Consider the following 12,256-nt stretch of genomic DNA (forward strand, 5'->3'; position numbering starts at 1 on the left):
CAAACAATCCGATAATCGTCTTACCGTTCGATTATCGAACCATTAATAGCATTCCCCTCCACGCCTCGCGGCCACTGCAACCAACCGCAGGCAGCGATTTAGAGCGGTTTGAACAGCTGGCTGCTCAGCTCGCGGCTGGCATTGAGCATGATCGGCAGAAAGCGCTGCACCAGCTCGCTGGCGGGCACGCGCCCGGCGTGAGTGCTGACGTTCATCGCGGCCAGCACATGGCCCGCTGAGTCGTATACCGGCACGGCCAGCGAGCGCAGGCCTTGCTCAAGCTCCTGATCGACCAGACACCAGCCCTGCTGACGCACCTGCTGCAGGCACTCCCAGAGCGCATCCGGGGTATGCAGGGTGCGGCTGGTCTTGGCCTGCAGGTCGGCGTGATTGAGGTAGTCGTGCAGGCTGTCGTCGTCCAGCGCGGCGAGCAGAACCCGCCCCATGGAGGTGCAGTAGGCCGGCAGGCGACTGCCGACACTCAAGTCCACCGAGATCAGCCGCTGCGGAATCGCCGAGCGGGCGATATACAGCACCTGCTCACCTTCCAGGGTGGCCAGGTTGCAGGCCTCGTGCAGCTGCTCGCTGATGCGGTCCAGATAGGGCTGCGCCGAAACCGCCAAAGGCGTTGAAGACAGATAGGCATGGCCGAGGGTCAGCACCTTGGGCAACAGCGAATAGGTGCGCCCGTCGGTGGTCGCGTAGCCCAGCTGCATCAGGGTATACAGGCAACGGCGCACGGCGGCGCGGGGGATCTCGGTGCGGTGGCTGATCTGCGCAATGGTCAGGTGGCGCTTGCGCTCCTGAAAGGCATTGATCACCGCCAGGCCCCGGGCCAGGGAGGACATAAAGTTGGGATCGCCCGTGAACTCCTCGATACGCTTGGCCGGCGACACATAGGGCGGCGGTGCCAGGGTGGACAGCGGCGGACGATTTTCGCTCATGGGGCCTCCAGGGCAAGGGGACAGCGCCAGGCGATTATCGAACTGGTGCGCGATAATCGCAAACGCTGTTAGCGCCTGGCTCTGGCTCAGATGTGGCTGCGAACTGATGGAGGCCAGCTATACCCTACCCGCTTGATAACTAAGCGCCGGCTGAATGCGGTAAGGCTTAGCCGCATGTGGAGGCCGCTGTAACAGCACTGACCGTTCAGCTGGGTAAAGGCGGATTTGCGGACTTTTTTGAAATAGATGCCATGACAGGCGGCCCTCCAGATACTAAGAAGGATTCCGCCGCCCACATCGCGTGGTACAAAACGGTACCAGCAGACTCACTCTGACTGGCCCAGCACTGCGCCATTGCGGCTACAGCGTTTACAACGTATCGCTGACCGGACATCGATTCCAGTGCGTTTTAGACACTTAACCAGCCCGAAACAAAAAAGCCCCCGAAACTCTAGGAGCTTCAGGGGCTAGGCTTGCTATATGGCAGAAAGATCGGGATTTGAACCCGCCTGTGAGCCTTTCAGTGCGTGCCAAACCCGCTCAATTCTGGGCTTCCGCCCTCCTCACATGCTCGTTTCTGCTCAATTCGGCACAGTGATTTCGACACTCAGCCTGCACGCAGTTCGTTGATCAACTCTGGATGGCGCCCCAGGATCTTGAACAACTGTACCAAAGGTTGAGGGGCTTCCGTGCTGCCACGCTCGTAACGAGAAAACGCATTAGGTCCGCCGCCGAACAACTCGGCAGCCTCGCGTTGGCTCAAGTGCAATTGCTTGCGCACACTGCGAATCAACTCCTGATTGCCGCCCTGGGCGTTAACCTGTTGGCGGAACTCATTCATGGCGCGCATAACACGCTCGCTTTCAGCAGGCCCAGTCAGGGACTCGCCGCACGCATCGCACCAGTCAGCCGTTACGGCAGTAATCTGGGTGGTTTGCCCCTTGTAGGTGAAGGGCATATCGCGGGTCTCGTGAACCAGTTCCGCCCCGCCGCATACTGGACATTTCATGGTCACTTCTCCTTAAAGGAAACGATCAGCAAATCGGCCACCAGCGTGAACTTTAGGTACACCTGCCCAAATTCGGTTTCGGGCCGGTAAACGTCCTGCCAGTTCGTATGATCTGCATAGGTTGTCATACTCTTGAGAAAATCGCGGCTGCTCAAGGCATCGATCACGGCCAGCATATCGGCCACCTCCATGCCCATCTCAGCGCCCCCTTCAAGGGCCACGCGAGTGAAGCGATAACGCTGCTCGGCTACGGCCTGCTTCACCAGCTCCAGCTTGAAATGGGGTTTGCGTTTTTCCATGCGGCACAAAATAACCTTTTAGGTTAATTTCTTCAAGGCGGTTTTACATGGAAAATGACGTACGTACGCAACTGCGCGACCAGCTTCTCTCGGGGGCTGCATCCAGCCCCACGGTGCCGGTTGATCGTCAATATTTTGCAAGCCTTCGCCGCCGGGTACAGCAGGCCAAGCCCGCCGCAAGGCCTACCCCATCGGGCTAAAACTGCTCGCCGCCGAGCAATAGCGCTGCTTCATACGGTCACTATGATCCTTGCGATCATTGTCGTAGCGCGCTCGCCATGTTCTGCATTCTTCGTGGTAGTGCTGTTTGGCGGCTTTACGGCATTCGCGATAGTCGATTGAACCTTTGCGGTGGTTGGCGCAGACGCTGCTGCTGTCGATGTAGTTATTAACGGCTACCCACTCAGCCAGGTAGTTCGTGCCGCCATTCCAGCCTTTGATCCACTTTGAGGTGCGCTCTCGCCTTACGGTGTTCGTCTTTCTTTCGGGACTGGTGTTGGCAGATGTCTGATTTCATGAGCTTTTCCTTGCTGCTAGCCAATGGTCAGCAAATAAATCTGTCCCCTTTATCCTCTCTAGCAAAATTTGGAAAGCTCGCCTGCGAAGCATGCGGCTTCGACTTTCAAACGCGTTACGGTAACGCCGGGGCCGGCCTGATTGATGTTCACCACGTTCGCCAGCTTCACACCCTGCAGCTAGATCAAAAAACCCACCTGGATGACCTGGCCTGCTGTGTGCGAACTGCCACCGAGTCGTCCACGCTACACGCCATTGGCTGAGCCTTGAAGATCTCAAAAAGACACTTGAGAATGGTCAAAAGCATGTATAAATTTTCAGTATTCGTGCTCGATCTTTCACGACCAAACCGTTAGAATGAGCTCCGCCAGGAGACCATTACCATGCAAGACATTGACGCCGTTGACCTTTTCTGTGGTGCTGGCGGGCTGACCGCAGGCCTGCTTAAGACCGGTATTAGCGTACGTGCCGGCTACGACATTGATCTCAATTGCGAATATGCCTACAAGACGAACAACGGCGCGGAATTCATCGCTGAAAGCGTCGCCCTTGTTAAGGCCGATGACGTTGCGGCCTGGTATCGCCCAAATCGCCTCAAGCTACTGGCAGGCTGCGCCCCATGCCAGCCGTTTTCAAGCTACAACCAAGGCCGTGACACCACCACAGATGTTAAGTGGCCCCTGCTCTACTCCTTTGAAAAACTGATCAAAAGCATCAAGCCTGAGCTTGTCACCATGGAGAACGTTCCGGATGTGACTAAGCACCAGGTCTACAATGATTTTGTTAAAGGGCTTGAGGACGAGGGCTACCACATCTGGGCAGATACAATTCGCTGCATTGACTACGGCCTTCCTCAGCATCGCCGCCGTCACGTGCTGCTCGCCTCCAAGCTTGGCCCAATTACCATGATTCCCAAGACTCACAGCAAACCTGTGACCGTCAAAGAGGCAATTGGCAACCTTCCGAAGTTAGCGGCCGGAGAATGCGACCCTAAAGACCCGCTGCATCGAGCAGCAACCCTAACGCCGATCAACCTACAGCGCATCATGCTGTCGGAGCCAGGTGGCACATGGAAAGATTGGCCAGAGCACTTGCGCGCTGACTGCCATCGCAAAGCCAGCGGTAAAACCTACCCAAGTGTTTACGGCCGCATGCGCCATGACGAGCCAGGCCCCACCATGACAACTCTTTGCTATGGTTTTGGTAACGGCCGTTTTGGTCATTACGACACGACCCAAGCTCGAGCAATCTCGTTACGCGAAGCAGCAACGCTGCAATCGTTTCCAAAGAATTACAAGTTCATGCCTCCAGATAAAATCACCTTCAAAGCAGTCGGCCGCATGATTGGTAATGCAGTACCTGTCCGCCTAGGTGAAATTATCGGTCTCAGCATTCAAAGCCATCTTAAGGAGCTGGAGCAAAATACTGACTCCTGAATAGCTCCTTAATTAGACAGCTGCATACTTCCTTTGTCTAAGGTAGAAAGAAACAGACCACAACACTGATCTTAAATATACTGTTGTCTGATATTTAACCTTAGACAAATATTCCGGAGAAGTATCCTGTCCGCACTGCTCAAAAGAAAGCCTACCATGCGCCAGGGCATTCCTCTTATCCCTCAAGTCCTTTAATTGACGCAGTATCGGCCTTCCACTTAGATTAGGATCTGCAGTTTGGAAGCCATACCTCTTAGCTGTAGACTTTATTTCACCACAATCTACATTTCCGGAAAAAATCTTCTCTCTATCGTACCCCAATCGAGCCATAGCAACTTCAATGGGATGTATTCGTCCATCTATAGCTACGCCATGATTATCTTTAATAGCTCGCTTGAAGTGACTAAGAGCGACATTCTGAAGGCTTACACTTAACTGATCAAACCCTAGATTATCACTATCCACTGCTTTATGTATTGCATCTATAGCGTTGGTCATCGTAGCCTCGACCAAGTTATATAGTAGAAGATAGGTATTGGCCCTTAGCGTCTTAGTCAACTCCCTGGAAAGCTCCCCACCCTCAATTGACTGCATCACACCGTCAACTTCTCCAGCCAACGTAACTGATCGATTATTAGCGATCATCTCTACAAACTCGGTATACCTGCTAACCTCTGCACAACGCTGCCGAAAAAGATCATATAACTCAACAACGAGCACTTCACTGTTGGTCATACTCAACCTCTCGGCCAAGCAGGTTATCCCTTACGAAGTGAATGCGATTGAGCACCTTCGGCCTGGAGTTACTTGCATCTGAACGCGTGAGCACTTTGAACTCTTCGCTTGCGAGCCAGCCCATCGAAGCAGGTACGAGCCCAGGAATCTCTTGCTGAGCTAATGCCACCCCTACAGAAATTGATTCGAAGCGAATACGAGGTACAGATGAGTTATTCGGCGCTTTCTTGAACCCATTAGTAAAGAAACGCTGAACAAAGTTGAGCATATTTTCGAAGACCGCGCGCAAACCTTCCTTATCGAAACCCTTCTTATTCATGCGATCAAGATATTCGTCTAAGAATTCGTCGACACGCTTATTAAATTCTTTATAACGATGAAAATAGGCATAGAACCTCAACACCATTTCTTCATAATCACGGTGGTTTATCCGCACGTCGCTGATAGGGCAAAGCTGCCTAAAACGCAAATCAGCAGCTACTTCACGAATGAAATCCGTGAACTGACCATCTTGAGAGCCAAACCGCTGCTCCATATCTTTTAGCTTTGTACCACCTGTATTGAGTCGATCGAATAGCTGACGACGCGCCTCCTCATCGACCTCCATCAATTCAATCATCCGCATGGTCTTTCGTCTAAATCTAAGCTGACGGGAGACAGGAAAGTCTTTAAAGTGAAAGCCATTCAACATAGGCAGCATCTTCAAGTCATCTAGCTTGAACTCATTACTTAAAAACCTAACCAAGGTCCTTATACGCTGAGAACCGTCAACAATCTCTAAACGACCTTCATTCTCCCCTGTATGCACATCCGCCACATACAAATAGGGGATAGGAAGATTCAAAAGGATTGATTCAATAAATCGCCCCTGCTGCTCTTCACTCCAAACAAGCTCCCTCTGGTAATCCGGAATAAAAAGCTCTGCCTTATCCGTCTCTTCCAGCTTGTCCAAATACTTAGATACAATTACCTCAATCGGGTATTCTCGTATATCAAAATCTGTTTCTTTCTGCCGCTCAATTATTTGTTTTTCAGCGGCCAGCTTTTGATCATCACCTATAAGTGCGAACATTTCGCTTTGCTTAGCCATACACTCCCTCTTATTTGCTCAACACTTCAAAATCTTATTAGCAATTAGACTTTTCTTGCGAAAACTTAACGGGTATACCAGCATCTAACCACTTCTTTCGTGATCGCTATCACGCGTGTTAATTGGGCAACTCTGAATCAGCTTCTTCGTATTTTGACGATACATGGCCTTTGGCGGGGTCTACATCCCTTTCCAAAGCCATAGCTCGTATTGAGGGAAGGCTCTCCGCAGCTCTTCCAAACCCTCAATCCGAGTCTTCACCTTCCGATTGGTTGCCACAGTCTGCCACCGCTGGCGCTCCTTGATCGTTGTGGTTTCAGCGAACCTTGTCGCACCGAGGTGCCTTACAAGATTTCTGAGCCTCTCTTCGAATCATTCCAAAAAACTAATCGCGCGCTGTGTAAATCCACACGAATAGTGACGGAACGAGCATGGAACTGGAAGAGCTGGAACCGTCGAATCCTGGGCGGATCGCAACGGCCTTACCTACGGCACTGCACGCGCCTGGGCCATAAAAGGCGTAGTGCCTACCGTAAAGCTCGGCAAACACCGCATACCACCTTGGCCATGACCATGCGCTATCCACACCTTGCATCCGATCACCTGCAAGATGCCGTCAAGCTAGGCCCAGCTAGCGATCATCAGCGCTTTCTCAGCATCATCACACCTCAGCCATAACCGATGACCTGTGCTTTCCTATGCGGCGTGCATTGTTTAGCATGCATACAACGTATATACGTTGTAGATACGAATTTACTTAGAGGTGTCGCACCATGGCCAAAGAAGCCGTTTTCAATTTGAAGTTGGAGCCCGAGCTACGCGAAGGATTTATGGCAGCCGCAAAAGCCGCACACCTGCCGGCCTCTCAAGTGATGCGTGACCTTATGCGCGATTTCATCCGCCAGCAGCAACAGGCCAAAGAGCATGATGAGTTCGTGCAACGCAAGGTTGCTGTAGCCAGGGCATCGCTCGAGACTGGCCGTGGTCGATCGAATGATGATGTAGAAGCAGAATTCGCCACTCGCCGTGCTAAGGCTCAAGGCAACGAATGAAGGTTATTTGGACACCCGAGGCTTTGCAGGATCGTCTGGATATCTGGGAATACATCGCCGCCGATAACCCTGTCGCTGCCGTGCATATGGATGAACTATTCAGCGCGGCTGCGTCCACCCTTGCTGACTTTCCGCAAAGAGGGCGACTGGGAACGGTTGCCGGCACCCGCGAGCTGATACCTCACGAGAACTACCGCCTGATCTATCAGACCGAGAGTGACGCGGTCTGGATTCTTGCCCTGGTGCACGTCGCCAGAATGTGGCCTCCGCTCCAAAGCTAACCCTACCCCCGCTTTCGACACTTCTTCGACACTTGCCCAGCCTGAAACGAAAAAGCCCCCGAAACTCTATAAGTTTCGGGGGCTTCGGTACTTCGATATGGCGGGAAGATAGGGATTTGAACCCTAGGTGCTATCGCTAACACAACGGATTTCGAATCCGTCCCGTTCGGCCACTCCGGCATCTTCCCGTGGCGGCGCGCATGATAGCAGCTGAATGGCTTTTGGCGAACCCCCGTTTTTAAATTTTTCACATGCTTTCAGATGCTTGCGCTCAAAAGCCGTAATCAGGGGTTAAGCCTGGGTGACAGGGACCTGAGCCAGCGCCCACAAAAAGGGGCACCGCAGTGCCCCTCTGTGTCGCTGTGACAGCGGTTTAAAGCGGGTTAGACGGTCAGGCGGGTCAGGGCTTCGCGGTATTTGTCGGCGGTTTTCTGCGCGACGTCGGCGGGCACTGTCGGGGCCGGGGACTGTTTGTCCCAGCCGGTGGATTCCAGCCAGTCGCGTACGAACTGCTTGTCGAAGCTCGGCGGGTTCTGCCCTTCGACGTAGCTGTCGGCGGGCCAGAAGCGGCTGGAGTCGGGGGTCAGCACTTCGTCCATCAGGGTCAGGGTGCCGTTTTCATCCAGGCCGAATTCGAACTTGGTGTCGGCGATGATGATGCCGCGGGTGGCGGCGTATTCGACCGCGGCGCTGTACAGGGCGATGGCGGTATCACGCACCTTGGCCGCCAGCTCGGCACCGATGATGGCTTCGCACTGGGCGAAGGAGATGTTCTCGTCGTGGTCGCCGACGGCGGCCTTGGTCGAGGGGGTGAAGATCGGCTGGGCCAGCTTGGAGGCTTCTTTCAGGCCGGCCGGCAGGGCGATGCCGCAGACGGTGCCGCTCTTCTGATATTCCTTCCAGCCGGAACCGACGATATAGCCGCGCACGATGGCTTCCACGGCCACCGGCTTGAGGCGTTTGGCGACGACTGCACGGCCCTCGACCAGGGGCAGTTCGGCGGCCGGCACCACGTCTTCGACCTTATCCCCGGTAAAGTGGTTGGGCACCAGGCCGGCCAGCTTGTCGAACCAGAAATTGGAGATGGCGGTGAGGATCTTGCCCTTTTCCGGAATAGGCTCGTTGAGGATCACGTCGAAGGCCGAAAGACGGTCGGTGGCGACCATCAGCATACGCTTGTCATCGATTTCGTAGAGGTCGCGAACTTTGCCCGAGTAGATCTTCTTCAGGCTGAGGGTCGAGGCTGTGGTCATATCGAGGTTTCCGCCTATAGCGTGAAAGTCGCGTAGCGACGCCATCCTTGTGCCCTTCCCCCGGGGAGAAGGTGGCACGTTGCGCCGGGTAAGGGCAGCGGACGCACCGCGACGGCTTGCATGGGTCTGGCTGCCATTGCTGGCGGGCCCGTTGGTAAACGAAACAGGCGAAACCCACTGGGTTTCGCCTATCGGTATTGCAGGTACGGCGCGAACCTGGCGTTAGCCGAGGTTGTCCTGGATCAGGGTCAGCACGCGGCGCGCGACATCAGCCGGGGCCACGGTATCGATGTCCTTGTCCACGGTCACCTGCACGCTCTCGCCAACGGCGGTCAGGCGTACCTGATAGCGCTCGGCGCGGGCGTCGACCTCTTCCTTGCTCGGCGCGCTGCCGAACACCTTGCCGAAGAAGCCCGGCTCCTGGTCCTTCTTCTGAGCACCTTCGGCCAGGTTGACGTAATACACACCCAGGCTGCGGTTGATATCGTCGATGCGGATATCGGCCATTTCCAGGGAGCGGCCCACGCCCGACCAGGCGCGGTCGAAGTCGGCACCCAGGCTCAGCAGCGGGTTGCCGTTGCCGTCTTCGCTCAGGCTGACACGGCTCGGCGCATCGAAATCGCGGGCGGCCAGCAGAGACACCGAACCGCCCTGCTCGGCGCTACGCGCCAGGGCGACCAGCATTTCGTCGAGCAGCGCGGCATCCAGGCTGGGGTTGCTGCTGCGGTTGGTAAAGGCGACATCGGCCGTGCTACCGGCTGGACGCTCGGCGCTGACCACGAAGATTTCGCTGGTATTGCGCTGCACGCCTGGCTCGATGCGCACCCGCACGCGGGTTTCGGCATCCGGAGCAACGCCGGAAACACGGCTGCTCAGGCGACGCGCCATGGACGCGGACAGGGCATCGAAACGCTGCCAGGCGGTGCTGAACTCGCCGGTCTGCGGGCGATCTTCGCTGATCTGGAAGCCGTTGTCGGCAAAGAACTGACGCGCCACCGGCCAGACTTCGGCCGGTACGCGCTGGGCAACAACCCAGCGCGACTCGCCGCTTTTCTGCAGGCTGAACTCGCTGGCATCGGCCAGCACAGCCAGGGGCTGGGGCCGCGGTACTTCAAATTCGCCAACCACGGTGCTGCTAGCAACCTGTTGCGGTACGGGCAGCAGGGGGTCGAGGCGCTTGGTTTCGACATTGGCTGGCAGTTGCATCGGTGCCGTCTGACGGGCGTCTAGGTAGTCGCTACCGCGATCGCGGAAGTAGCCGTTTTCGCCATAGATCCAGCCACAACCGCTGGCACTGCCAATGATCAGGGCCAGTGCTGAAAGTCCGGTGAGTCGCTTCATGCGTAGTAATTCCTCAATTAAACCAATACGCCGGACTGGCGCAGGGCCTGACGCAGCGGTTCATGACAACGTGGGCTGAGCCAGGTCAGTGGCAGACGGATACCGTCCGGCATCAAACCCATTTCGTGCAGAGCCCATTTCACCGGAATCGGGTTGGATTCAATAAACAGTGCCTTGTGCAGGGGCATCAGGCGGTCGTTGATGGCGCGGGCAATCGCCGCTTCGCCACGCATGGCCGCGGCGCACAGGTCGCTCATGGCGCGCGGGGCGACGTTGGCGGTTACCGAGATATTGCCCTTGCCGCCCATCAGCATCAGCTCGACGGCGGTTGCGTCATCGCCGGAGTAGACGAAGAAGTCCTTGCTTACGCGGTCCAGTACCTCCTGGCCGCGCTGCAGGTCGCCGGTGGCTTCCTTGATACCGATAATGTTGTCGATCTTCGACAGACGCTCGACGGTCTCGGGCAGCATGTCGCACACGGTACGACCCGGCACGTTGTAGAGAATCTGCGGGATGGCCACCGACTCGGCGATATGGCGGAAGTGCAGGTACAGGCCTTCCTGGGTCGGCTTGTTGTAATACGGGGTGACCAGCAGGCAGGCGTCGGCACCAACCTCCTTGGCGGCCTGGGTCCACTCGACGGCTTCGCGGGTGCAATTGGCACCCGTGCCGGCAATCACCGGGATACGGCCGTTGACCTGATCGACGACGCGACGGATGACTTCCAGATGCTCCGTGGCGAAATCCAGCGTCGGGGATTCACCCGTGGTACCGACCGCGACGATGGCGTTGGTGCCCTCTTGCAGGTGGAAATCCACCAGTTTGCTCAGGCTGTCCCAATCAAGACCACCTTGCGCATCCATGGGCGTAACCAGTGCCACCATACTGCCCGCAATCATGCAACCGCTCCTGCCGGAAAAAGAGAGCCGTAATGGTACTGGTGCCACCTGCCTTGTACAAGCGAAGTACTGCGGCCCGGCGCAAGCAATCTTTATTGGCAAAGCATCGTCTGCGGTGCCCGCGAGCATTCCCCTGAGCAGCGCTTTTCGCTACCCTTCAGCCTTTATTCGGCGCTGCTTGTAAAAGCCGACCGCCCATCGTTTTAGGAAGGCTGCATGTCCACCCCCCCAGTTCGCGAACAATTCCTCCTTATCAGCGCCCTCGGCCCCAACGCCATGGAGCTGACCAACGTACTCTGCCGTACCAGTCATGAAAATCGCTGCGCCGTGGTCAGCACCCGCTTGAGCCGCCATGGCGAGTTCAGCGCCCTGGTGCTGCAGATCTCCGGCAGCTGGGATGCCCTGGCGCGCCTGGAGGCAAGCTTGCCCGCCCTGGCCAAGAAGCACAGCTTCTCAGTCAACGTGATCCGCAGCGCGGCCTCCGAGATCCGCCCGCAGGCCCTGCCTTATGTGGCCTACGTCAGCTCGGCCTACCGCCCGGACATTCTCAACGAACTGTGCCAGTTCTTTATCGACCACCATGTCGAACTGGAAAACCTGACCTGCGACACCTACCAGGCTCCCCAGACCGGCGGCACCATGCTCAACGCCACCCTGACGGTGACCCTGCCGGCCGGCACCCAGATCAGCTGGCTGCGCGATCAGTTCCTGGATTTTGCCGATGCCTTGAACCTGGACGCCCTGATCGAACCCTGGCGCCCACAGACTCCTTGAGGATTGCCTTATGGCCGTAGCACTCGACACCCCGGTTGCCGATTTCCAGGCCCTGGCCACCAGCGGCCAGCAGGTGCAATTGTCTGCGCTGCAGGGCCAACAGGTGGTGATCTACTTCTACCCCAAGGACAGCACACCGGGCTGCACCACCGAAGGCCAGGGCTTTCGCGACCAGTACCCGGCCTTCCAGGCGGCCAACACCCTGGTATTCGGCGTATCGCGCGACAGCCTCAAGTCCCACGAGAACTTCAAGTGCAAACAGGCGTTTCCGTTTGAGCTGATCTCGGACAAGGACGAGACCCTGTGCCAGCTGTTCGATGTGATCAAGCTGAAGAAGCTCTACGGCAAGGAATACCTGGGGGTGGACCGCAGCACCTTCCTGATCGATAAAGCCGGCGTACTGCGCCAGGAATGGCGTGGCGTCAAAGTACCGGGCCATGTCGATGCCGTACTGGCCGCCGCCCAGGCGCTGAACAAGGCCTGAAGCTTCACGCAATAAAAGCCGGTCAACTGACCGGCTTTTTATTGCGCTATGTACCCGTTAACGGCTGCACGATTGTCCGGTTTACGCCGATTAGCCCCCTCGCCCCTCAGGGGGCGGCCGGCTAGGCGAGGGTTAGGGAGAGG

At 56.4% G+C, this 12,256-nt stretch carries 14 protein-coding genes and 1 tRNA gene; 6 read left to right on the forward strand and 9 right to left on the reverse strand.

All coding sequences use genetic code 11. The annotated features are described in order from the left end of the window. Nucleotides 1-98: 98 nt before the first annotated feature. The 3 genes from VMP31_RS18365 to VMP31_RS18375 form a co-directional block, all read right to left on the reverse strand. The gene (locus VMP31_RS18365) at nt 99-944 is read right to left on the reverse strand and encodes an IclR family transcriptional regulator (RefSeq protein WP_325509145.1); all 846 of its coding nucleotides are present in this window, start codon (nt 942-944) and stop codon (nt 99-101) included. A gap of 607 nt (nt 945-1,551) precedes the next feature. After that, the gene (locus VMP31_RS18370; RefSeq protein WP_325509146.1) at nt 1,552-1,953 is read right to left on the reverse strand and encodes a type II TA system antitoxin MqsA family protein; all 402 of its coding nucleotides are present in this window, start codon (nt 1,951-1,953) and stop codon (nt 1,552-1,554) included. 2 nt (nt 1,954-1,955) lie between these two features. Then, nucleotides 1,956-2,252 (reverse strand): type II toxin-antitoxin system MqsR family toxin, encoded by a 297-nt coding sequence (locus tag VMP31_RS18375; protein ID WP_325509147.1) that lies wholly within the window; start codon nt 2,250-2,252, stop codon nt 1,956-1,958. Between the two features lie 503 nt (nt 2,253-2,755). Here VMP31_RS18375 and VMP31_RS18380 point away from each other — a divergent pair. After that, the gene (locus VMP31_RS18380) at nt 2,756-3,031 is read left to right on the forward strand and encodes a hypothetical protein (protein WP_325509148.1); all 276 of its coding nucleotides are present in this window, start codon (nt 2,756-2,758) and stop codon (nt 3,029-3,031) included. 120 nt (nt 3,032-3,151) lie between these two features. Continuing rightward, a complete protein-coding gene (locus VMP31_RS18385) occupies nt 3,152-4,204 on the forward strand; it encodes a DNA cytosine methyltransferase (protein ID WP_325509149.1) in 1,053 nt (350 codons plus the stop codon). Nucleotides 4,205-4,216: 12 nt separating this feature from the next. Here the strand turns inward: VMP31_RS18385 and VMP31_RS18390 are convergent, their stop codons facing one another. Next, complete coding sequence (locus tag VMP31_RS18390) at nt 4,217-4,939, reverse strand: MAE_28990/MAE_18760 family HEPN-like nuclease (protein ID WP_325509150.1); 723 nt, start codon at nt 4,937-4,939, stop codon at nt 4,217-4,219. Then, nucleotides 4,926-6,029, reverse strand: coding sequence for a DUF262 domain-containing protein (locus VMP31_RS18395; protein ID WP_325509151.1), 1,104 nt, complete (start codon nt 6,027-6,029; stop codon nt 4,926-4,928). Before VMP31_RS18395 ends, VMP31_RS18390 begins: the two co-directional genes overlap by 14 nt. Nucleotides 6,030-6,802: 773 nt before the next feature. Between VMP31_RS18395 and VMP31_RS18400 the strand changes: the two genes are divergently transcribed. Then, nucleotides 6,803-7,081, forward strand: coding sequence for an antitoxin of toxin-antitoxin stability system (locus VMP31_RS18400; protein WP_325509152.1), 279 nt, complete (start codon nt 6,803-6,805; stop codon nt 7,079-7,081). Continuing rightward, a complete protein-coding gene (locus VMP31_RS18405) occupies nt 7,078-7,362 on the forward strand; it encodes a type II toxin-antitoxin system RelE/ParE family toxin (RefSeq protein WP_325509153.1) in 285 nt (94 codons plus the stop codon). Before VMP31_RS18400 ends, VMP31_RS18405 begins: the two co-directional genes overlap by 4 nt. A 98-nt stretch (nt 7,363-7,460) precedes the next feature. On the opposite strand, the gene VMP31_RS18410 is transcribed toward VMP31_RS18405, so the two are convergent. The 4 genes from VMP31_RS18410 to dapA all read right to left on the reverse strand — a co-directional run bounded on the left by VMP31_RS18410 (nt 7,461) and on the right by dapA (nt 10,855). Further along, a tRNA-Ser gene (locus VMP31_RS18410) sits at nt 7,461-7,550 on the reverse strand. Between the two features lie 195 nt (nt 7,551-7,745). Then, nucleotides 7,746-8,615: a phosphoribosylaminoimidazolesuccinocarboxamide synthase gene (locus VMP31_RS18415; protein ID WP_325509154.1), complete on the reverse strand. Its 870-nt coding sequence runs from the start codon at nt 8,613-8,615 to the stop codon at nt 7,746-7,748. 222 nt (nt 8,616-8,837) lie between these two features. Next, nucleotides 8,838-9,956 carry an outer membrane protein assembly factor BamC gene (gene bamC / locus VMP31_RS18420; protein WP_325509155.1) on the reverse strand — a complete coding sequence of 373 codons (1,119 nt, stop codon included), beginning with the start codon at nt 9,954-9,956 and terminating at the stop codon, nt 8,838-8,840. 17 nt (nt 9,957-9,973) lie between these two features. After that, nucleotides 9,974-10,855, reverse strand: coding sequence for a 4-hydroxy-tetrahydrodipicolinate synthase (gene dapA / locus VMP31_RS18425; protein WP_325509156.1), 882 nt, complete (start codon nt 10,853-10,855; stop codon nt 9,974-9,976). A gap of 216 nt (nt 10,856-11,071) precedes the next feature. Between dapA and VMP31_RS18430 the strand changes: the two genes are divergently transcribed. Next, entirely contained in the window at nt 11,072-11,629 is a 558-nt protein-coding gene (locus VMP31_RS18430) for a glycine cleavage system protein R (RefSeq protein WP_325509157.1), read from the forward strand. Nucleotides 11,630-11,639: 10 nt separating this feature from the next. Continuing rightward, a complete protein-coding gene (locus VMP31_RS18435) occupies nt 11,640-12,113 on the forward strand; it encodes a peroxiredoxin (protein WP_325509158.1) in 474 nt (157 codons plus the stop codon). The last annotated feature ends 143 nt before the right edge of the window (nt 12,114-12,256 follow it).

It is taken from the genome of Pseudomonas sp. (assembly GCF_035512415.1).
Taxonomy (GTDB): domain Bacteria; phylum Pseudomonadota; class Gammaproteobacteria; order Pseudomonadales; family Pseudomonadaceae; genus Aquipseudomonas.

Coding starts and splice junctions, on each gene's coding strand:
- VMP31_RS18395 (WP_325509151.1), bottom strand. CDS start 6,029: ATGGCTAAGCAAAGCGAAATGTTCGCACTTATAGGTGATGATCAAAAG.
- VMP31_RS18430 (WP_325509157.1), top strand. CDS start 11,072: ATGTCCACCCCCCCAGTTCGCGAACAATTCCTCCTTATCAGCGCCCTC.
- VMP31_RS18385 (WP_325509149.1), top strand. CDS start 3,152: ATGCAAGACATTGACGCCGTTGACCTTTTCTGTGGTGCTGGCGGGCTG.
- VMP31_RS18375 (WP_325509147.1), bottom strand. CDS start 2,252: ATGGAAAAACGCAAACCCCATTTCAAGCTGGAGCTGGTGAAGCAGGCC.
- VMP31_RS18435 (WP_325509158.1), top strand. CDS start 11,640: ATGGCCGTAGCACTCGACACCCCGGTTGCCGATTTCCAGGCCCTGGCC.
- VMP31_RS18405 (WP_325509153.1), top strand. CDS start 7,078: ATGAAGGTTATTTGGACACCCGAGGCTTTGCAGGATCGTCTGGATATC.
- VMP31_RS18415 (WP_325509154.1), bottom strand. CDS start 8,615: ATGACCACAGCCTCGACCCTCAGCCTGAAGAAGATCTACTCGGGCAAA.
- VMP31_RS18400 (WP_325509152.1), top strand. CDS start 6,803: ATGGCCAAAGAAGCCGTTTTCAATTTGAAGTTGGAGCCCGAGCTACGC.
- VMP31_RS18370 (WP_325509146.1), bottom strand. CDS start 1,953: ATGAAATGTCCAGTATGCGGCGGGGCGGAACTGGTTCACGAGACCCGC.
- VMP31_RS18390 (WP_325509150.1), bottom strand. CDS start 4,939: ATGACCAACAGTGAAGTGCTCGTTGTTGAGTTATATGATCTTTTTCGG.
- bamC (WP_325509155.1), bottom strand. CDS start 9,956: ATGAAGCGACTCACCGGACTTTCAGCACTGGCCCTGATCATTGGCAGT.
- VMP31_RS18380 (WP_325509148.1), top strand. CDS start 2,756: ATGTCTGATTTCATGAGCTTTTCCTTGCTGCTAGCCAATGGTCAGCAA.
- dapA (WP_325509156.1), bottom strand. CDS start 10,855: ATGATTGCGGGCAGTATGGTGGCACTGGTTACGCCCATGGATGCGCAA.
- VMP31_RS18365 (WP_325509145.1), bottom strand. CDS start 944: ATGAGCGAAAATCGTCCGCCGCTGTCCACCCTGGCACCGCCGCCCTAT.